General features: G+C 67.7%; 15 protein-coding genes and 1 pseudogene. 11 read left to right on the plus strand and 5 right to left on the minus strand.

The window, feature by feature from the left end:
* Positions 1 to 138 precede the first annotated feature (138 nt).
* The 8 genes from G4G00_RS19885 (at position 139) to G4G00_RS19920 (ending at position 13,717) form a co-directional block, all read left to right on the plus strand.
* Positions 139 to 2,526 (plus strand): Tex family protein, encoded by a 2,388-nt coding sequence (locus tag G4G00_RS19885; protein WP_164276001.1) that lies wholly within the window; start codon positions 139 to 141, stop codon positions 2,524 to 2,526.
* A gap of 206 nt (positions 2,527 to 2,732) precedes the next feature.
* Positions 2,733 to 4,922 carry a PAS domain S-box protein gene (locus tag G4G00_RS19890; protein ID WP_164276004.1) on the plus strand — a complete coding sequence of 730 codons (2,190 nt, stop codon included), beginning with the start codon at positions 2,733 to 2,735 and terminating at the stop codon, positions 4,920 to 4,922.
* 95 nt (positions 4,923 to 5,017) lie between these two features.
* On the plus strand, positions 5,018 to 5,701 hold the full coding sequence (locus G4G00_RS19895) for a response regulator transcription factor (protein ID WP_108753371.1): 684 nt from the start codon (positions 5,018 to 5,020) through the stop codon (positions 5,699 to 5,701).
* Positions 5,679 to 7,058, plus strand: a complete 1,380-nt coding sequence (locus tag G4G00_RS19900) for an ATP-binding protein (RefSeq protein WP_164276007.1) — start codon at positions 5,679 to 5,681, stop codon at positions 7,056 to 7,058. Before G4G00_RS19895 ends, G4G00_RS19900 begins: the two co-directional genes overlap by 23 nt.
* 595 nt (positions 7,059 to 7,653) lie before the next feature.
* Positions 7,654 to 10,872 carry an efflux RND transporter permease subunit gene (locus tag G4G00_RS19905; protein WP_164276010.1) on the plus strand — a complete coding sequence of 1,073 codons (3,219 nt, stop codon included), beginning with the start codon at positions 7,654 to 7,656 and terminating at the stop codon, positions 10,870 to 10,872.
* Positions 10,865 to 12,028, plus strand: coding sequence for an efflux RND transporter periplasmic adaptor subunit (locus tag G4G00_RS19910; protein ID WP_164276013.1), 1,164 nt, complete (start codon positions 10,865 to 10,867; stop codon positions 12,026 to 12,028). The genes G4G00_RS19905 and G4G00_RS19910 overlap by 8 nt, the downstream gene beginning before the upstream one ends.
* A complete protein-coding gene (locus G4G00_RS19915; protein ID WP_108753367.1) occupies positions 12,015 to 13,427 on the plus strand; it encodes an efflux transporter outer membrane subunit in 1,413 nt (470 codons plus the stop codon). The genes G4G00_RS19910 and G4G00_RS19915 overlap by 14 nt, the downstream gene beginning before the upstream one ends.
* Positions 13,428 to 13,495: 68 nt before the next feature.
* Positions 13,496 to 13,717, plus strand: coding sequence for a hypothetical protein (locus tag G4G00_RS19920; RefSeq protein ID WP_108753366.1), 222 nt, complete (start codon positions 13,496 to 13,498; stop codon positions 13,715 to 13,717).
* Between the two features lie 199 nt (positions 13,718 to 13,916).
* On the opposite strand, the gene G4G00_RS19925 is transcribed toward G4G00_RS19920, so the two are convergent.
* Entirely contained in the window at positions 13,917 to 15,011 is a 1,095-nt protein-coding gene (locus tag G4G00_RS19925; protein ID WP_108754823.1) for a DUF5694 domain-containing protein, read from the minus strand.
* A gap of 380 nt (positions 15,012 to 15,391) precedes the next feature.
* On the opposite strand from G4G00_RS19925, the gene G4G00_RS19930 reads away from it, so the two are divergent.
* From G4G00_RS19930 to G4G00_RS19940, 3 genes are all read left to right on the plus strand, one after another.
* A complete protein-coding gene (locus G4G00_RS19930) occupies positions 15,392 to 15,667 on the plus strand; it encodes a hypothetical protein (protein WP_108753365.1) in 276 nt (91 codons plus the stop codon).
* Positions 15,668 to 15,871: 204 nt separating this feature from the next.
* A complete protein-coding gene (locus G4G00_RS19935) occupies positions 15,872 to 17,710 on the plus strand; it encodes a methyl-accepting chemotaxis protein (protein ID WP_164276016.1) in 1,839 nt (612 codons plus the stop codon).
* Positions 17,711 to 17,944: 234 nt separating this feature from the next.
* Positions 17,945 to 18,907, plus strand: coding sequence for a site-specific integrase (locus G4G00_RS19940; protein WP_164276019.1), 963 nt, complete (start codon positions 17,945 to 17,947; stop codon positions 18,905 to 18,907).
* A gap of 255 nt (positions 18,908 to 19,162) precedes the next feature.
* Here G4G00_RS19940 and G4G00_RS19945 read toward each other — a convergent pair whose 3' ends face one another.
* The 4 genes and pseudogenes from G4G00_RS19945 to G4G00_RS19960 all read right to left on the minus strand — a co-directional run.
* Positions 19,163 to 19,375 carry a hypothetical protein gene (locus G4G00_RS19945; RefSeq protein WP_164276022.1) on the minus strand — a complete coding sequence of 71 codons (213 nt, stop codon included), beginning with the start codon at positions 19,373 to 19,375 and terminating at the stop codon, positions 19,163 to 19,165.
* On the minus strand, positions 19,368 to 19,637 hold the full coding sequence (locus tag G4G00_RS19950) for a hypothetical protein (RefSeq protein ID WP_164275899.1): 270 nt from the start codon (positions 19,635 to 19,637) through the stop codon (positions 19,368 to 19,370). Before G4G00_RS19950 ends, G4G00_RS19945 begins: the two co-directional genes overlap by 8 nt.
* Entirely contained in the window at positions 19,630 to 20,031 is a 402-nt protein-coding gene (locus G4G00_RS19955; protein ID WP_164276024.1) for a hypothetical protein, read from the minus strand. The genes G4G00_RS19950 and G4G00_RS19955 overlap by 8 nt, the downstream gene beginning before the upstream one ends.
* Positions 20,032 to 20,111: 80 nt before the next feature.
* Positions 20,112 to 20,312: pseudogene (locus G4G00_RS19960) on the minus strand (hypothetical protein); the annotation flags it as partial.

A 20,312-nucleotide genomic window follows, 5' to 3' on the forward strand; every position in this document is an offset into this window, starting at 1 on the left:
AGCACGGCCCCTTCCGCCAGGATGCCGGCGTCCCCACCCGGCGCTGCCGCCTGAACCCTGCTGCTGTCAACGCTTGTATGCCCGCGCCGGGCATGGCCAGAATGGGTCTTTCCCGTAACGCGGCACAGACCGGAAGCAATGCACGACGCCAAGAACGCCCAGAGCGCGCTCGCCCAGCAGATCGCCCAGACCATCGCCGTCGAGATCGGTGCCCAGTCCGCCCAGGTGCGTGCCGCCGTCGGGCTGCTCGACGAGGGCGCCAGCGTCCCCTTCATCGCCCGCTACCGCAAGGAAGTGACCGGTGGCCTGGACGATACCCAGCTGCGCAACCTGGAAGTGCGCCTGACTTATCTGCGTGAGCTGGAAGACCGCCGCGCCGCGGTGTTGGCCAGCATCGACGAGCAGGGCAAGCTGAGCGACGCGCTGCGCAACGACATCCTGGCCGCCGATACCAAGAGCCGGCTGGAAGATCTGTACCTGCCCTACAAGCCCAAGCGCCGCACCCGCGCGCAGATTGCACGCGAAGCGGGGCTGGAACCGCTGGCCGATGGCCTGCTGGGCGACCCCACCCAGGACCCGCAGGCCTTCGCTGCCACCTTCGTCGACAGCGATAAGGGCGTGGCCGATGCCAAGGCCGCGCTGGAAGGCGCACGCGCGATCCTGATGGAGCGCTGGGGCGAGGATGCTGCGCTGGTGGGCGAACTGCGCACCTGGCTGGGCGATACCGGCGTGATCCGCGCGCGCGTGGCCGAGGGCAAGGAAAACGAAGGCGCCAAGTACCGCGACTATTTCGAACATGCCGAAGCGCTGGCGAAGATTCCGTCGCACCGGCTGCTGGCGCTGTTCCGTGCCCGCCGCGAGGAAATCCTGTTCCTGGAGCTGGACCCGGGCAGCGATGCCGAGGCCGGCCACCAGTACGCCGAAGGGCGCGTGGCGCGCAAGGCCGGCATCGCCGACCAGGGCCGCGCGGCCGACCGCTGGCTGCTGGACGCCTGCCGCCTGACCTGGCGGGCCAAGCTGCATACCCACCTGTTGCTGGACCTGTTCAACCAGGCCCGCGAAAAGGCCGAGGCCGAAGCGATCGCGGTGTTCGGTGACAACCTGAAGGATCTGCTGCTGGCTGCCCCGGCGGGCCCGAAGACGGTGCTGGGGCTGGACCCCGGCATCCGCACCGGTTGCAAGATTGCCGTGGTCGACGCAACCGGCAAGCTGCTGGCCACCGAAACCATCTACCCGCATGAGCCGCGGCGGCAGTGGGATCAGTCGCTGCAGACGATCAAGCAGCTGTGCGCCCGGCACAACGTTGAACTGATCGCGATCGGCAACGGCACTGCCAGCCGCGAAACCGACAAGCTGGCCGGCGAGGCGATCAAGGCCATCGGCAACCCCAAGCTGCAGAAGGTGGTGGTCAGCGAAGCCGGTGCATCCGTGTACTCGGCCTCGGAATTCGCCGCCAAGGAATTCCCGGGCCTGGACGTGTCGCTGCGTGGCGCGGTGTCCATTGCCCGCCGCCTGCAGGATCCGCTGGCCGAACTGGTGAAGATCGAGCCCAAGGCGATTGGTGTGGGCCAGTACCAGCACGACGTGGACCAGTACCGCCTGGCGCGCGCGCTGGATGCCCGCGTGGAGGACTGCGTGAACGCGGTGGGCGTGTACGTGAACACCGCCTCGGCCGCGCTGCTGTCGCGGGTGTCGGGGCTGTCGTCCACGGTGGCCGAGAACATCGTGCGCCACCGCGATGACAACGGGCCGTTCAAGCGCCGCAAGGACCTGCTGAAGGTCGCGCGGCTGGGTGAAAAGACCTTCGAACAGTGTGCCGGCTTCCTGCGCATTGCCGATGGCGACCAGCCGCTGGACGCCTCGGCCGTGCACCCGGAAGCCTACCCGCTGGTCGAGCGCATCGTGGCCAGTACGGCGCGCCCGATCAAGGCGCTGATCGGTGATGGCAGCTTCCTGCGTGGGCTCAAGCCGGAACAGTTCACCGACGCCACCTTCGGCGTGCCGACCGTGCGCGACATCCTGAAAGAGCTGGAAAAACCGGGCCGCGACCCGCGCCCCGAGTTCAAGGCGGCGCGCTTTGCCGAGGGCGTGGAAGACATCAAGGACCTGCGCGAAGGCATGGTGCTGGAAGGCGTGGTCAGCAACGTGGCCGCCTTCGGCGCGTTCGTCGATATCGGCGTGCACCAGGACGGCCTGGTCCATATTTCGGCGCTGTCGGACACCTTCGTGAAGGACCCGCGCGAGGTGGTCAAGGCCGGCGACATCGTGAAGGTGAAGGTGCTGGAAGTGGACGTGGCGCGCAAGCGCATCGCCCTGACCCGGCGCCTGGACGATACCCCGGGCCAGGCCACCAGCCGCCCCGGTGCGCGCGATGAGCGCGGCCAGGGCGGGCCGGCGCGGCGCGATGGCGGCGCAAACCGCGGCCCCAACCGCGGCCAGGGGCAGGGCGCTGCGCGTCCCGCAAGCTCGGCGCCGCCGGCCAACAATGCCCTGGCCGAGGCCTTCGCCCGGGCCAAGCGCAGCTGAGCCATCGCCCCCCGGCCACGCCTGCCGTGGCGGGGGGACTTGTCGGCCCTCCCCGGCGTGCGCACACTGGCGCCCATGGGGGGCCGCGGGCCGCCCTGCAGGGCGCCGGGGAGGGCCATGACGCCAGCACGAGCCGCCAACGCGACCGCAGGCTGCAGCGCCGGGCTGCGGCTTGGCTGTGCCCGCCGTTCCGCGCGGGGGCGCCGATGACCGGGCACGGCCACGACGCCAACGCCAACGCGCTGCTGGAGCGGCGCCTGCAGGAACTGTCCGAAGAACGCCGCCGTCTGGCGATGATCATCGAAGGTACCGCCGCCGGCACCTGGGAATGGAACGTGCAGACCGGGCAGATGCGGGTGAACGCGCGCTGGGCCGAGATCGTCGGCTACCGCCTGGACGAGCTGGAGCCGATCTGCCAGGAAACCTTCATCGCGCTGGTGCACCCCGACGACCTGGCCCATTCCGACGCGGCGCTGGAGGCGCACTTCCAGGGCCACAGCGACCATTACCGCTGCCTGCTGCGCATGCGCCACAAGAACGGCCAGTGGATCTGGATCCACGACCGTGGCCGCGTGTACGAATGGGACGGGCAGGGGCGCCCGCTGTGGATGGCCGGCGCGCATGCCGACGTGACCGAACTGCAGATGGCGCGACAGGACGCTGCCGACATGCGCCATCGGCTGCAGGCGGTGGTCGATGCGTCCGACGAAGTGGCGGTGATCGCTACCGATACCGAGGGGCTGATCACCCTGTTCAACACCGGCGCCGAACGCCTGCTGGGCTACGCCGCCAGTGAGGTGGTCGGCAAGCTCAACCCCGGCGTGTTCCATGACCCGGACGAGATGCATGCCTACCTGGCCCCACTGGCCGACGCCGATGGCCAGCCACCGTCGGTGTTCCAGGCACTGACCGCGCAGGCGCAGGGCCAGACCTTTTCGCGGCAGTGGACATTCCTGCGCAAGGACGGCCAGCGCCGCCAGGTGCGCCTGTCGATCAGCCGCATGGACGGCGCCGACGGCGAGCGCATCGGTTATGTCGGCATGGCCATCGACATCACCGAGATCCTGCAGGCGCGTGCCGAAGCGCGGCTGGCGGCGGACAAGTTCGCCGGCGCGTTCACCTCCGCGGCGCTGGGCATGGCCCTGGTGTCGCTGGAAGGGCGCTGGCTGGATGTGAACGATGCGCTGTGCCGCATCCTGGGCTACCCGCGCGAAGAACTGCTGCAGGTCGACTTCCAGCGCCTGACCCACCCGGCCGACCTGCAGACCGACCTGCAGCTGGTGCAGGACCTGTTGAGTGGCCGGCGCAACCACTACCACCTGGAAAAGCGCTACCTGGACCGCGATGGCAACACCATCTGGGCGCGTCTTTCCGTCTCGCTGGTGCGCAACGAACGCGGCGAGCCGCTGCATTTCGTGTCGCAGATCCAGGACATCACCGGCCAGCGCAGCAGCGAACAGCGCCTGTTCGAAAGCGAGCAGCGCAGCCGCATCACCCTGGATGCGGTGGCCGACCTGGTGCTGAGCGTGACCCTGCAGGGGCGCATCGAATACGCCAATGCCGCCGCGGTGCGCATGCTGTCCGGCGACGGCGCGCTGACCCTGGCCGGGCACAACGTGAAGGACGTGCTGGCGCTGACCACCGAGTACGCGCCGAACTCGGTGCTGGACGTGGCGGTGCTGCTGGACCCGGACAGCAATGCGGTGGACCTGCATGCCGACCTGCTGCTGCGCCTGGGCACGGCCACGGTGGCGGTGGACCTGACCCGGGCCTGGCTGCGCGACGATGAAGGGCATGTGCGCGGTGCGGTGTGGGTGCTGCGCGATGACACCCAGCAGCGCGCCCGCCAGCGCGAAGCCCGGCACCTGGCCGAGATGGACCCGCTGACCGAACTGAGCAACCGCCGTGGCTTCGAGGTGCACCTGCAGCAGGCGATCACCCATGTCGAGCGCACCGGCCAGGCCGCGTCGCTGATGTACATCGACCTGGACCGCTTCAAGCCGGTGAACGACACCTGGGGTCATCTGGCCGGCGATGCGGTGCTGTGGGCGGTGGCCAGCGTGCTGCGCCATGGTGTGCGCGATTCGGACGTGGTGGCCCGGCTGGGCGGCGACGAATTCGCGGTGATCCTGTCCGGCTGCGGCCCGCGGCGCGCTGCACGCATTGCCGGTGAACTGCTGAACACCCTGGCCGCGCTGGCCATTCCGTGGGACAAGGCGGTGCTGCGCATCGGCGCCAGCATCGGCATTGCGCCGCTGGCGCCGGGCATGGGCGTGGACCAGGCGGTGGCCGCCGCCGACGCGCAGTGCTACCGGGCCAAGGCGCTGGGCCGCAACAACGTGCAGGTGCAGGGCCTGACTGCAGATCTGCCACCCGAAGACGGCGACGGCGGCTGAACCGGCCCGTACCAAGGGCCCGCATGAAGGATGTTTCATTTGCCCGCCCCGGCCGATTTGGCGAGCATGGGCGGGTCTGAGCACCCCAGGACCCCATGTCGCGCGTACTGACCATCGAGGACGATGCCATCACTGCCCAGGAAATCGTGGCGGAGCTGGGCAGCCATGGCCTGCAGGTGGACTGGGTGGCCGATGGGCGCGAAGGCCTGGTGCGCGCGGCCAGTGGCGAGTACGACGCCATCACCCTGGACCGCATGCTGCCGGGGCTGGATGGCCTGGCGATCGTGACCACCCTGCGCCGCATCGGCGTGAACACGCCGGTGCTGATGCTCAGTGCGCTGTCGGACGTGGATGAGCGCGTGCGCGGCCTGCGCGCGGGCGGCGACGATTACCTGACCAAGCCGTTTGCCTCCGATGAAATGGCCGCGCGGGTGGAGGTGCTGCTGCGCCGCCGCCAGCAACCGGCCGGCAACGATACCGCGCTGCGCGTGGGTGACCTGCAGCTGGACCTGCTGGCGCGCACCGCACAGCGCGGTGGGCGCACCCTGAGCCTGCTGCCGACCGAGTTCAAGCTGCTGGAATACCTGATGCGCAATGCCGGCCAGGTGCTGACCCGCATGATGCTGTTCGAGGAAGTGTGGGGTTACCACTTCGACCCGGGCACCAACCTGATCGATGTCCACATCGGCCGCCTGCGGCGCAAGCTCGACCTGCCCGGCGGCCCTTCCATGATCCGCACCGTGCGGGGTTCGGGTTATGTCCTCAGCGAAGCTGTCTGACGGCTGGCGCTCGTCCAGCAGCCGCTTGCTGGGCCTGTACAGCCTGCTGTTCGTGGCGTGGTGCAGCGTGCTGCTGGGTGTCCTGTACTGGCGGGTGTCGCATTACCTGGATGACCTGGCGCAGTCGGCGCTGCTGCAGCGTGCGCATCTGTTCGAACACTTCACCGGCGATGCACTGTGCGAGGCGCTGCGCGAGAACCGCCGCTACGACGTGCACGGCATCGATGCCTATGGGGTGTTCAGTGCAACAGGCACGCCGTTGGCGGGCCCGCTGAAGGCGCTGCCCGCGCAGCTGCCGCTCGATGGCCAGGTGCACCGGGTCAGCGGATTGCCCTTGTCCGATCCGACGGCGGTGGGCAAGCGCGGCTTCGGCCTGGCCATGCCCACCCGCGATGACCGCGTGCTGGTGCTGGTGCGCTACAGCGGGCCGTTGAACGAAGTGAACCACCTGATCCTGGACGCGTTGCTGTGGGGGGTATCGCTGACCCTGCTGCCGGGCCTGCTGGGCTGGCATCTGCTGCGGCGGCGCCCGCTGCGGCGCATCCAGGCGATCGAGCAGGCCACCGCGCGCATCGTTGCCGGTGACCTGGGGCAACGCCTGCCGGTGGCCGATCGCCGTGACGAGCTGGACATGCTGGCGGCCATCGTCAACGCCATGCTGGACCGCATCGAGCAGTTGATGACCGAGGTGAAAGGGGTCTGCGACAACATTGCCCACGACCTGCGCACGCCACTGACCCGCATGCGCGCGCAGTTGTATCGGCTGCGCCAGCAGTTGGGCGAGGGCGACACGCAGGCCGTGGCGCTGGACCAGGTACTGGATGAAACTGATACGTTGATGGCGCGCTTCCGCGCGCTGCTGCGCATTTCTGAACTGGAGGACCACCAGCGGCGCTCCGGTTTCGTCGAGCTGGCGCCGGAGGCGCTGCTGCAGGAAATCCATGCCTTCTACGCGCCATTGGCCGAGGAGAAGGAGCAATGGCTGCGGCTGGAAGTGGCGGCGGACCTGCCCAGCGTGGTGGGTGATCGCGGGCTGTTGTTCGAAGCCATCGGCAACCTGCTGGACAACGCGATCCGGTTTGCGCCCGAAGGCGGGCGCGTGCAGTTGTCGGCGCGTGCTGAGGCCGGGGCGACGTGCATCGTGGTGGAAGATTCCGGGCCGGGCATTGCCGAGGCCGAACGTGAGCTGGTGTTCCAGCGTTTCCATCGCAGCGAGGCAAGCCAGGGCGGCGGCTTCGGTCTGGGGCTGTCGATCGTGGCGGCCATCGCCGGCCTGCACGGTTTCCGGCTGGGGGTAGGGCAGTCGCCACTGGGCGGCGCCAGCTTCAGCCTGCTGTGCCGGCCGCAGGTGTTGTAGGGGGGAGTGTTTATGCAGGGCTTGCAGCCCTGCACCCGCTCAACGCAACGGCAAAAGCTGGGCATCCGTGGGATGGCGGGGTGGGTCCGGTTGCGGGGGACGGCGCAAGTACGTCCATGTAGCCTCGGTCGCGCCATCCATGGCGCTCACGCCCCCGCAACCGGACCCACCCCGCCTTCGACAGTTGTCCGGTGGCCAGTAGATCCACGCCATGCGTGGATGCTTTTCGAATTCAATTCGAAATCTTCGATTCCGATTGAGATTCATCCACGCATGGCGTGGATCTACCAGATCGCTGGAATCTGTCAGAGGTGGGGCGGTGTCGGATTGCGGGGTGTCAGCCGCATGGATGCGGCTGCCAAGCCTACAAGGACGTACTTGCGGCGTCCCCGTAATCCGACACCGCCCCGCCATCCCACGGAGGGCCCGCTGTTGACGTTGAAGTTGACGTTGAGCGGGTGCAGGGCGCAGCCCTGCCGAACACCCCTTTCATGAAATATGTTTCATGCGCGGCACAGCCTTGTTTTAGGCGCCAGCAAGGATACTTCACGGCCTGCGCTGCCCGCGGTGGGCAGTGGCACTGTTGGAGAGCTGCATGCTCGGCTTGGTCAGGACCGCGCTCAACAAGCCTTACACCTTCGTGGTGATGGCCATTTTCATCTGCATTGTCGGCCCGCTCAGCGCGCTGCGCACGCCCACCGATGTGTTTCCCGATATCGGCATTCCGGTCGTGGCCGTGGTCTGGCAGTACACCGGCCTGTCGCCCGATGCGATGGCCGGGCGCGTGATCTCGCCCTACGAGCGCGCGCTCAGCACCACCGTCAATGACATCGAGCACATCGAATCGCAGTCGCTGGCCGGCATGGGCGTGGTCAAAGTGTTCTTCCAGCCGGGCGTGGATATCCGTACGGCCAATGCGCAGATCACCGCCATCTCGCAGACCATCGTCAAGCAGATGCCGGCCGGCATGACCCCGCCGCTGATCCTCAACTACAGCGCCTCCACCGTGCCCGTGCTGCAGATGGCGTTCTCCAGCCCCACGCTGGGTGAATCGCAGATCCGCGACCTGGCGCAGAACAGCGTGCGCCCCCCGCTCACTTCTATCGCCGGCCTGGCCATTCCCGCGCCCTACGGCGGCAAGCAGCGGCAGATCACCCTGGACCTGGACCCGCAGGCGCTGGCCGCCAAGGGCCTGTCGGCGCAGGACGTGGGCAACGCGCTGGCGGCGCAGAACCAGATCACCCCGGTGGGTACGGCCAAGCTGGGCAGCAATGAATTCACCGTGCTGCTCAACAACAGCCCCAGTGACATCCAGGCGCTGAATGATCTGCCGATCCGCACGGTGAACGGTGCAGTGGTGACCATCGGCCAGGTGGCGCACGTGCGCGACGGCTCACCGCCGCAGACCAACATCGTGCGGGTGAACGGCGGCCATTCGGTGTTGATGGCCGCCCTGAAGAACGGCGATGCATCCACGCTCACCCTGGTCAGCCGCATCCGCGACATGTTGCCGCAGATCAGCGAGACCCTGCCGCCGTCCCTGAAGATTTCGCTGTTGGGCGATGCCTCCACCTTCGTGCGCGAATCGATCGGCAGCGTGGCCCGCGAGGGCATCATTGCCGCACTGCTGACCAGCGTGATGATCCTGGTGTTCCTGGGCAGCTGGCGCTCGACGGTGATCATCGCCGCGTCCATTCCGCTGGCGGTGCTGTCGGCCATCGCGCTGCTTTCGGCGGCGGGGCAGACGCTGAACGTGATGACCCTGGGTGGCCTGGCGCTGGCGGTGGGCATCCTGGTGGACGATGCGACGGTCACCATTGAGAACGTCAACTGGCACCTGGAGCAGGGCAAGGGCGTGCGCGAGGCGATCCTGGACGGCGCCGCGCAGATCGTCGGCCCGGCGTTCGTGTCGCTGCTGTGCATCTGCATCGTGTTCGTGCCGATGTTCCTGCTGGACGGCATTGCCGGCTATCTGTTCCGGCCGATGGCACTGGCGGTGATCTTCGCCATGGCCAGTTCGTTCGTGCTGTCGCGCACCCTGGTGCCGACCATGGCGCTGTACCTGCTGAAGCCGCACCGGGTGGAAGGGGGCGTGGGTCACCACCCCGAAGATGCCTTCCTGAACCACCATGAGGGCGACCACCCGCAGCATCGCCGCGCACGTCTGGCCGCGATGCTGGTGCGCTGGCAGCAGCGCTTCGAGTCTGGATTCTCTGCGGTGCGCGACCGCTACCACGCGCTGCTGGGGATGGCGTTGGCCAACCGCCGACGCTTCCTGGTCGGCTTCATGGCCTGCGTGCTGGTGTCCTTTGCGTTGCTGCCCACCCTGGGCCAGGACTTCTTCCCGGCCACCGAAGCCAGTGCATTGTCGCTGCACGTGCGGCTGCCGCTGGGCACGCGCATCGAGGAAACCGCAGCGGCCTTCGACCGCATCGAAGCGCGCATCCGGCAGGTGGTGCCGCCGCACGAGATCGACGCCATCGTCGACAATCTGGGCCTGCCGATGACCGGCATCAACATGGCCTACAGTGCCAGCGGCACCATCGGGCCGCAGGACGGTGACATCCAGGTCTCGCTGAAGCCGGGCCACGGCGATGCCGCCGCGTATGAAAAGCGTCTGCGCGAAGTACTGCCGTCGGCCTTCCCCGGCACCAGCTTCGCCTTCCTGCCGGCCGATACCAGCAGCCAGATCCTGAACTTCGGTTCGCCCGCGCCGCTGGATGTACGCATTGCCGGGCCCGATGCCGTCGGCAACCGCGCCTATGCGCAGGAACTGCAGCGCCGCCTGCGGCATGTGCCGGGGCTGGTGGACCTGCGCCTTCAGCAGCCCGATGGCTACCCGACCCTGCAGGTGGACGTGGATCGTCTGCGTGCCAACGGGCTGGGTATCACCGAACGCGATGTGACCAACAGCATGGTGGCCTCCCTGGCCGGTAGCGGGCAGGTGGCGCCCACGTTCTGGCTCAGCCCGAAGAACGGCATCTCCTACAGCGTGGTGGCCGCCACCCCGCAGTACCGCATGGACAGCCTGGCGGCGCTGCAGGCACTGCCGGTGACCGGCAGCAGTGGCACGCCGCAGGTACTGGGCGGCCTGGCGCAGATCCAGCGCGGTTCCAGCTCGGCGGTGGTCAGCCACTACAACGTGCAGCCCACGCTGGATCTGTACGCCAATGTGCAGGGCCGCGATCTGGGTGCCGTGGCGGCCGACGTGCAGCACGTGATCGATGGCATGGCCGGCCAGCGCCCGCGGGGTACCCAGGTCGGCCTGCATGGCCAGATCGATGCGCTGCATGTGGCCTTCACTGGCCTGGGCTACGGCCTGCTGGCCGCGATCGTGCTGATCTACCTGCTGATCGTCATCAACTTCCAGTCCTGGACCGATCCGTTCGTGATCATCACCGCGTTGCCCGCCGGCCTGGCCGGGGTGGTGTGGATGCTGTTCCTGACCCACACCACGCTGTCGGTGCCGGCATTGACCGGGGCCATCCTGTGCATGGGCGTGGCCACGGCCAATTCGATCCTGGTGGTCAGCTTCTGCCGCGAGCGCCTGGCCGAGCATGGCGATGCCGCCAAGGCCGCGCTGGAAGCAGGCTTCACCCGTTTCCGCCCGGTGTGCATGACCGCCCTGGCGATGATTCTGGGCATGCTGCCGACCGCACTGTCCACCGAACAGAACGCGCCGCTGGGCCGCGCGGTGATCGGCGGCCTGCTGCTGGCGACCTGCGCCACCCTGTTGTTCGTGCCGGTGGTGTTTGCCCTGGCCCATTCCCGCAAGTCCGAAACCGCCCCCGCCGGAGAGCCCCTGCATGTCTGATGCTTCCTTGCCGCAGGCGCCGCTGCGCCGCCGTCTGATCCTGGGGGCTGCCATTGCCGTGGCGGTCGTGGCCGCTGGCCTGGCGCTGCGTGCGCAGCAGGCCCATGCGGTGGGCGAATGGACCGAACAGCAGGCCGTACCGGCCGTGCAGGTGGTCACCGCCGGTGCGCAGGGCGAAGCGGGCACGCTGACCCTGCCGGCGCACCTGGGGGCCTGGACCGAGGCGCCGATCCATGCGCGCGTGGGCGGCTACCTGAAATCCTGGAACGCCGATATCGGCCAGTCGGTGAAGGCCGGCCAGGTGCTGGCGGTGATCGACAGCCCGGAACTGGACCAGCAGATTGCCCAGGCGCGTGCGCACCTGCTGCAGGCGCAGGCGGATGCAGCGTTGGCCAAGGTCAGTGCCGAGCGCTGGCAGGGCATGCTGGGCAGCCACTCGGTATCGCGCCAGGAAGCCGATGAGAAGCAGGCCAATGCCGTGGCCGCGCAGGCCAGCGTGGAAGCGGCGCAGGCCGACTATGCGCGGCTGCAGGAACTGGGGCGCTACCGCACGCTGCGCGCGCCGTTCGACGGCACCGTTACCGCACGCCTGACCGACGTGGGCCAGCTGATCCGCGCCGATGACAGTGGCCGCGAACTGTTCAACATTGCCGATACCCGCCGCCTGCGGCTGATGGTGCCGGTGCCGCAGAACAGTGCGGCCAGCATCCAGCCGGGACTGCAGGCCACGCTGCAGGTGCCCGGTCTGGCCGGCCGCCATTTCACCGCCACGCTGCAGGGCGATTCCAGCGCGATCGACCGCAGCTCGGGCACGCTGCTGGCGCAGTTCGTGGTGGACAACGCCGACGGTGCGTTGCTGCCCGGCAGTTATGCCGAGGTGACCCTGCCGCTGCAGGGCGGCGCCGACGGCGTAAGCGTACCGGCCGAGGTGCTGATCTTCCGTGCCAAGGGCACCCAGGTGGCGGTGCTGGATGCGCACGACGTGGTGCATCTGCGCGACATCCATATCGCCAGCGACCTGGGCAGCACGCTGCGCATCGACCATGGCCTGAAGGCCGGCGAGCGGCTGATTCCGAACCCACCCGATGCATTGCGCGAGGGCGATCACGTGCGCGTGGTGGCCGCGGTCAAGGAGCCGGCCCATGCGCGCGGTTGAGGGCGGCGTTGCCGCGTCGCTGGCCTTGCTGCTGGCTGGCTGTTCGCTGGCGCCAACCTACCAGGTGCCTGCGGTCGATGTGCCGGTGGCCTACGAGCAGCCGACCGCTGCTGCGGCGCAGCCGGCACTGGCGCGGGACTGGTGGCGGGCATTCAACGACCCCGTGCTGGACCAGTTGCAGGTGCAGTTGCGCCAGGCCAACCCGAACCTGGCGCTGGCCGTGGCGCACTACGATGCCGCACGCGCTGCCGCGGGCGAGGCCGCCTCGGCACGCCCACCCCAGGTCGGCTTCAGTACCGGCCCGATGCGCCAGCGCCAGTCGGATGACAAGCCGCTGCGCAGTGCCACCCAGCCAGCGGTGTATGACAGCAATGCGGCCACGTTCTCGCTGTCCTTCGATCTGGATCTGTGGGGCCGGCTGCGCAACGCGGCGGCGGCCGGGCATGCGCGCGCGCAGGCCAGTGCAGATGACCTGGCCGCGGCACGGCTCAGCCTGTCCCAGCAGTTGACCGCCACCTACCTGCAACTGCGCAACACCGAGGCACAGCAGGCCATCCTGCGCGACAGCATCGACGACTACCAGCAGGCGCTGCGCCTGACCCAGGACCGCTTCCAGGGCGAGATCGCCTCGGAGCTGGATGTGGCGCGCGCACGCCATCAGCTGGCCAGCGCGCAGGCCGATCTGGATGCGCTGCAGGTGCACCAGGCCATGCTGCGGCACGCGCTGGCCGAGCTGGTGGGGGCGCCGGCCAGTGGCTTCAGCGTGGCGGCAATGGCACAGGCGCCGACCCTGCCGCAGGTGCCCGCCGATCTGCCCAGCGCCCTGCTGCAGCAGCGCCCGGACATTGCCGCTGCCGAGCGCCGGGTGTTCGCTGCGAACGCTGGCATCGGCGTGGCGCGCGCGGCATGGTTCCCGCAGCTGAGCCTGACCGGCCTGTTCGGTGGCCAGACCTCGGGCAGCAGCGCGCTGCTGGATGCCGGCAACCGCTACTGGGCGCTGGGCCCGCTGGCGGCATTGCCGGTGTTCGACGGCGGCCGGCGCAAGGCCGCCAAGGCCGAGGCTTATGCCGAATTCGATGCGGCCTCGGCGCAGTACCGGGCCACGGTGCTGGCGGCGATCCGTCAGGTGGAGGACCAGCTGGTGCAGTTGCATGGCCTGGCCGACCAGCGCGGCCACGAGGAAGAAGCCGTGCAGGCCGCCCGCCGTACCGAGCAGATCGCCCGTGACCGCTACGCCGGTGGTGCGGTGAGCTATCTGGACGTGGTGACCGCACAGACCGACGCGCGGCAGGCGCAACTGGGGCTGCAGGACATCCAGAGCCGCCAGCTGCAGGCAAGCGCCGCCCTGATGGCCGCCCTGGGCGAGGGCTGGTCGGTGGCGGCAGACGCGCGCGACTGAGGGTGTCTCACCCTGTGAGAGGGCGGGGCGGAACAATGCCGCCATCGCAGTTCTCATGGGAGTACGGCATGAATGCTTGGATCGGCAACACCATCGGCGCCTACGCGCCGGCTTTCATTGGCTGGGTGCTGGCGCTGGCCGGTTGGCTGCGGCTGGAACAGCTGCGCATCGATCCGCAGGCCCAGGCGCTGGTGCCGGTGCTGCAATGGGGCGTGGTGAGTGCGCTGCTGGTCACGCTGGGGTGCATCGTGGCGGCCAGCGCGATGCTGGCACGGCGCGGCCGTTCGTAGCGTCGAGCTTGCTCGACGGTGCCTTGAACCCGCGGTTGAATCGTCGAACGTGCTTGAACCCGCCGTTGAATCGTCGAACGTGCTTGAATCCGCCGTTGTAGAGTCGAGCTTGCTCGACTGCTTCGGGAAAAGCAGTCGAGCAAGCTCGACTCTACGGAGCGCGACGTCGAGCACGCTCGACGCCACGGTTACGCGGCCCTCAGCGCAGCAGCGGCGTGCTATCAACCAGCTGCACATCGTGCATCTGGTCCAGGTAGGCCTCGTAGTACCACTTGTGTGATGCACCGACGATGGCCAGCATGCGCGTGCCGGGGTACTGGCCCAGTACGTCGCGGATGTTGGCGACCATGCGCAGGTTGCGGGTTTCCCAGTAGCCCAGGTAATTGCGGCCGAAACCCTGCGGCGACGGTTCGACCAGCGTTGCGCCGAAGTCGCTGTCATAGACCAGTCTGGCGGTGGCCGGATCGTTGTCGTTGCGGTAGATCGCCATCAGCCCGTCAGGCGCTGCGACATCGGCGTACAGGCGGTCGTAGGTTGCCCGCCGTGTTGCCCCGGCGGGGGTGTTCCATGCCGCGCGGATCGCCTTGGCGTAGTCCTTCTGCAGTGCCTGCGGGGTAGGGGCATCGGCGGTATGGTCGTCCACCGACCACAGCCGTTCCAGGCCCAGGCGTGCGGCCAGTTCGGCGGCGACCAGACTGACTTCGTCCTTGCGTGCCGCACGGGCGTCCAGGAACTCGACCAGTTCCGCGCTCAGGCTGTCGCCCGCGCGTCGTTCGGCAGTGGGCAGGCGCAGCCACTGCACGATGGCCGAACCGCGCTCGCCGGCGGCCAGGAACACGGCGGCCAGGTGGCGACGCTGTGCCGGCGTCGGCGCCTTCGGCCAGGACGCCAGCAGGCGCTCCATCTCGGCATTGGCGGTGGGTACATCCATGCCGGTGGCAGCCTGTGCCGGGGCGGTGTCAACGCAGTAGCTCTTGACGCTGTCGGCATAGCGGGTGGGATTGCGGCGCATGAAATCGCACTGCAGGCCGGACACGTTCTCAACCGCGATGGCGGTGGGCTGCCAGGCCTGCAGGCGCCCCAGCAGCGGCTCCAGCTGCGCAGGCTTGAACGCCTCCGGCAGGCCGGACAGATGCGGGCTGCCCAGCACCAGCACTTCGTTTACCCGGCCGGCGGGCGGACCCTTCAATTGATCGGGGTGGAACGAGGGGCGATAGCGGCCGTCGTCGGCAGCGGCCAGGGCACTGGCACTGCACAGTGCCAACAGGGCAAGACAACGCAGTGGTCGCAGCATGTAGTTTCCTTGCATGAGGTGGCTTCCGTGGAAGCGCACAGCCTGCCAGTGCGTGCCGGCATGCATATCTCCCGAAGGTCATGTAAACCTTCTGGCCCTGGCATGCATCGCAGGTTCAAGGGGTGTGCGCGACACTGCCGTTGTAGAGTCGAGCTTGCTCGACTGCTTTTTCCAGGACAGTCGAGCAAGCTCGACTCTACGAAGCGGACAGTCGAGCAAGCTCGACTCTACGAAGCGGACAGTCGAGCAAGCTCGACTCTACGAAGCGGACAGTCGAGCAAGCTCGACTCTATGAAACGGACAGTCGAGCAAGCTCGACTCTACCGGGCAGGTTGTCGGGCACGCTCGGCGCGGCTGACGCACAAGAAGGAAGCATCTGAATGGAAGCAGCCATTCCCATCGCAATGGTCGGTGCCCTGCTGGGTACCCTGGTCGGTTTCATCGGCCCGGTTCGCTGGCCCTGGCAGTTGCTGCGGTTGGCGCCGCTGCTGGTGCTGCCGGGCGCGTTGTACATCCTGCAGCACGCCAGCTGGATTCTGGGTGGGGGCGGGCCGTGGGTGAACGCTGCCCTGCTTGCCCTGATTGGCGCGGTGGGCTACCTGCCGTCTGTGCTGGCGGTGGCCGTGCTGCGCTGGGCGATCTGGCGCCGGGGCTGAACCGACGCTGCAAAAATAGTCCTCAAGGCCCCGCCATGGCGGCCGATATCCAGACTGCCTCCCTTGCCGGAGGCGCTTGCTGCCGCTCCGCGCCATCGCTCGAGTGACGCCGCCCCCCAGGTGTCTGCAGGTTCCAGGCAATCGATGTTCCCGTGGGCATTTCGCCCATGGGTCGCACCGCTCACGGAAACCAAGGAACAGACCATGCTCATGCCAGGCTTCACCGCGGGCGCGCAGGCGCCGGCAGACACACCGTCCCGTTGGTCTTTCTGGCGCGCCCTGCAGGGGCGTCTGGCCGGGCAGGGCGGCACCGCCGCGTCCGAGACCGCAGCCGAACGCGAGCGCGCCGACATGGCCGCGCAGGTGGCGGCGCTGCACCGGGTGCAGGCGGTCATCGAATTCGCGCTGGACGGCACCATCCTGCAGGCCAATGACAACTTCCTGCAGGCGGTGGGTTACACCGAAGATGAGATCCGCGGCAAGCACCATTCCTTGTTCGTAGACCCCGAGCACGCCCGCAGCGCCGAGTACCGGGCGTTCTGGGCACGGCTGGGGCAGGGCGAATTCGACGCGGGCCAGTACCGCCGTTTCGGCAAGGGGGGCCGCGAGATCTGGATCCAGGCCTCGTACAACCCGGTGCTGGACCGCTTCGGGCGACCGGTGAAGGTGGTGAAGTTCGCCACCGACATCACCGCGCAGAAGCAGCAGGCCGCTGAGCTGGCCGGTCAGCTGGCGGCAATCGACAAATCACAGGCCGTGATCGAGTTCAGCATGGACGGGCGGATCCTGACCGCCAACGCGAACTTCCTGACCGCCACCGGCTACACGCTGGACGAGGTGAAGGGCCAGCACCACTCGCTGTTCGTCGAACCAGAGTACCGGGCCAGCCCGGCCTACAAACAGTTCTGGGAAAAGCTGGGGCGCGGCGAATACGATGCGGGCCAGTACCGGCGGTTGGGCAAGAACGGCCGCGAGGTGTGGATCCAGGCCAGCTACAACCCGATCCTGGACGTGAACGGCCGACCGCTGAAGGTCGTGAAGTACGCCACCGACATCACCGCGCAGATGCACGAAAGCCAGGCCATGCAGCAGGCCGTGGCGCAGACCCGCGAAGTGGTGGCGGCGGCCAAGCTGGGCGATCTGACCGGGCGCGTTCCGCTGGACGGCAAGCGCGGCCCGGTGGCCGAGCTGTGCGAGGGCGTGAACGCGCTGGTGGAGACCATGGCCGGCATCATCGGCCAGATCAAGTTCGCCGCCGACACCATTGCGGTGGGTGCCAGCGAGATTGCGCTGGGCAACAGCGATCTGTCGCAGCGCACCGAACAGCAGGCCGCATCGCTGGAAGAAACGGCCGTTTCGATGAAGGGCCTGGCCGACACCGTGCAGCGCACCGCCGGCAATGCCCGCCAGGCCAGCACGCTGGCCGGCGGCGCGGCCGAAGTGGCTGCACGCGGTGGCAGTGTGGTGCACGAGGTGGTGTCCACGATGGCCGTCATCAACGCGTCGTCGCGGCGCATCGTCGATATCATCGGGGTGATCGACGGCATTGCCTTCCAGACCAACATCCTGGCGCTCAACGCTGCGGTTGAAGCGGCGCGCGCCGGCGAGCATGGGCGCGGCTTTGCCGTGGTGGCCACCGAAATCCGTGAGCTGTCACAGCGCTCGGCCAGTGCGGCCAAGGAGATCAAGCGCTTGATCGACGAATCGGTGGCCAATGTCGGCGCCGGTACCGCCCAGGTGGAAAGCGCCGGGCGCACCATGGACGAGATCGTGCGCGACGTGCGCCGGGTGAGCGATCTGATGGCCGACATCAGTAGCGCCGCGCAGCAGCAGAGCGACGACATCCAGCAGATGAACCAGGCCGTGGACCTGATCGACCAGGGCACGCAGCAGAATGCTGCGCTGGTGGAAGAGGCGTCGGCGGCGGCGCGCAGCATGGAAGAGCAGTCTGCGCAGCTGCTGCAGACCGTGGCCGGGTTCCGGGTAGAGGCCGGGGCAGGGCACGGGCCTGCCGGGCATGCGCCGGTGCTGCGGGTGGTGTGAGCGCTCGGCAGGCCCAGAAACGCCAAAGGCCAGGTCGATGACCTGGCCTTTGATGCGTTGGTGCCGGTGAAAGGCAATTTCGTACGAATTCCGCTGATCCCCGTTGTCGTCCGATAGAAGCCGAAATGCTTACGTTGCAGGGGCTCTCGCCCGAGCGCTATAAGCGCGTAAGCCCGCTGAGAAACGCCCTATCCCTATATCGATTACGCCAAGTTCTACGCCATGATGCAGCCCATGGCTTCTATCCAACGACGCGGCGCATCCTGGCGTGCCGAGATCTACAAGGACGGTCGACGCGAGTCGAACACCCTTCCTAGCAAAGCCCAGGCCGTCAGATGGGCGATGATGCGCGAAGCCGAATTGACCGGCGCGCGCCTGCCCGAGAACATCGTGAAGGACGCGCTGCGGCGTTACGCCAACGAGGTGGCACCCAAGCACAAGGGCGTGAAATGGGAGCTGGTGCGACTGGGCTTGATCGAACGTGATCCGATAGCTCTGGTGCGGCTGCCGGCGCTGCGGCCGATCCATCTGGCCGAATGGCGCGAGCGCCGCCTAACCCAAGTGTCGGGGGCAACGGTGCGCCGGGAAATGAACCTGCTGCAGTCGGTTTTTAAATCCTGTCGCAAGGATTGGGGCTGGCTGGACAGCGACCCGATCAAGGACGTGGACCGGCCGCAGGCCCCGGCGAGCCGGAAGCGTCGCGTGCCGCAGGAAGAGATCGATCGCCTGATCCTGGCGCTGGGCTATGACGGCGGCGCACCGCAGACGACCCAGCACCGGGTTGCGCTGTGCTTCCTGTTCGCGCTGGAAACGGCGATGCGCGCGGGTGAGATCTTGGGCATGAAGTGGTCCGATGTATCGGCCAAATCCGTGACCCTGCCGAAGACCAAGAACGGCGACGTACGCCGCGTGCCGATGTCAGTCCGTGCTCGGGAGATCATCGGTCTGCTGCCGCAGGACGCGGACAGTGTGTTCAACCTGGACCCGGGCACTCGCGACACGCTGTTCCGGCGTGCGCGGGATGCTGCTCAGATCGAGAACCTGCACTTCCACGACAGCCGTGCAGAGGCAATCTGGCGGCTGTCGAAGAAGCTGGACGTGATGGAACTGGCCAGAGTCATAGGTCATCGGGATTTGAAGAGTCTTTTGATCTACTACCAGACCGACGCCGACGAGCTCGCTGACCTGCTCGGTTAGCTTCGCGCCACTTCAGCACCTCTCCGGCAATCCACGTGGCTGGGCGCATGCTGATCCGGACCGGAAAGTCCGGACGGCATGCGACGGTCTCCAGCACCGTGCGCGCGGCCAGCCCGAGCAAAGAGCCCACTTCCCCGGCGCCGATCGCACGTAGCTCGAACGGCACATTAGCGGCAGTGCCCATTGTCTCCCTCAGATGGGTGCCATCGCCGCCTGCAGCAAGCTGTTGATCTGCCTTGTGTTGTGGCCCAACCATTACACGACCTCCGTGCGGCTGCTTGTTGAATGTCCACAACCCTTCACCCCTCCGCGACGAACAGCCATTGCCGCATGCCGGCGCAGCTGCAGCGGAACCTGACCAACCGCCAGGGCCCCGTGCTGGGGGCGGTGCGGCAGGGTCAGCCACAGGTGGTACAGGCCGGCACCGCCAGCAGCCGGGGCCAGGAGCAGCACGATCAGCTCAAGCATGGTTCACCTCCGGGCGGGCGCCGATCGCGGCCAGCGCCTGGTCAATGTGCAGCAGGTCGGTACCGAGCAATCGCGCTGCCCGCTGGCCATAGTCCTGGCAGTTGGCCAGGTAGAGGTGGCCGGTACGCTGCAGGCGGTCGCCCATGAACTGGACATCGTCCAAGTCGCGGACGTGGCGCAGGCCCAGGCGGGCGGCAATGGCCTGGCCATGCAGAGTCTTGCCGGAGCCTTGCGGGCCGTACAGGACACGGGACTTAGCCATTGGCCACCTCTTGCGCGGCCTGGGCCACAGCGGTGCTGCTGGCCGTAGCGGCCGGCAGCAGGTTGGCCACCGCCAGCGGCAAACTCAGGCTGTCTAGCCACTCCGCTAGCTCGCGGCTGAGCCCGTCGGCTTCAGCCTCCCATACCACCGGCCCGCCTGCATGCAGCCAGGTAGTGCGAGTCCGGCGGTTCCAACGCTGCTCGATCTTGACTGTGCGGCCCATAGTCAGCACCGCCACCACAACGATCGAATCGGCCCGGATCTCAAACTCGATCCGGGCATGGCATCGCTGGGCCACCTGGCCGTCTGTGCTAGGCTGCGCGCCGTGGCCGGTGCCGGCCTTCGACGTAGATGCCATGGTGGACGGGTTAAACGGTTCGCTCTGCTGTTGCATGGTTACTACTCCGTGTTGCGTTGAGGAATGGCCTTGGGCTGGTGCTGGCACACCATCCGCCGGCCCGTTATTGCGCTTGTTCATTTCTTGAATACCCAGCACCGCACGGCGGTTCCGTTGCCGGCGCTGTTGGTCCTGATCGCGCTGTTAACCGCTTGGTTTTCTGCGATCAGCTTGTAGCGACGCGAATCCCGCAAGTGCGACCGCAGTAGCTTCAAATCCGGCACGGGCTGGTTGTGGTTGGCCGCCTTGGCGATGAAGTCGTTGAGGTTGATGGCAAT

The sequence above is a fragment of the Stenotrophomonas sp. B1-1 genome (assembly GCF_010894375.1).
GTDB lineage: Bacteria > Pseudomonadota > Gammaproteobacteria > Xanthomonadales > Xanthomonadaceae > Stenotrophomonas.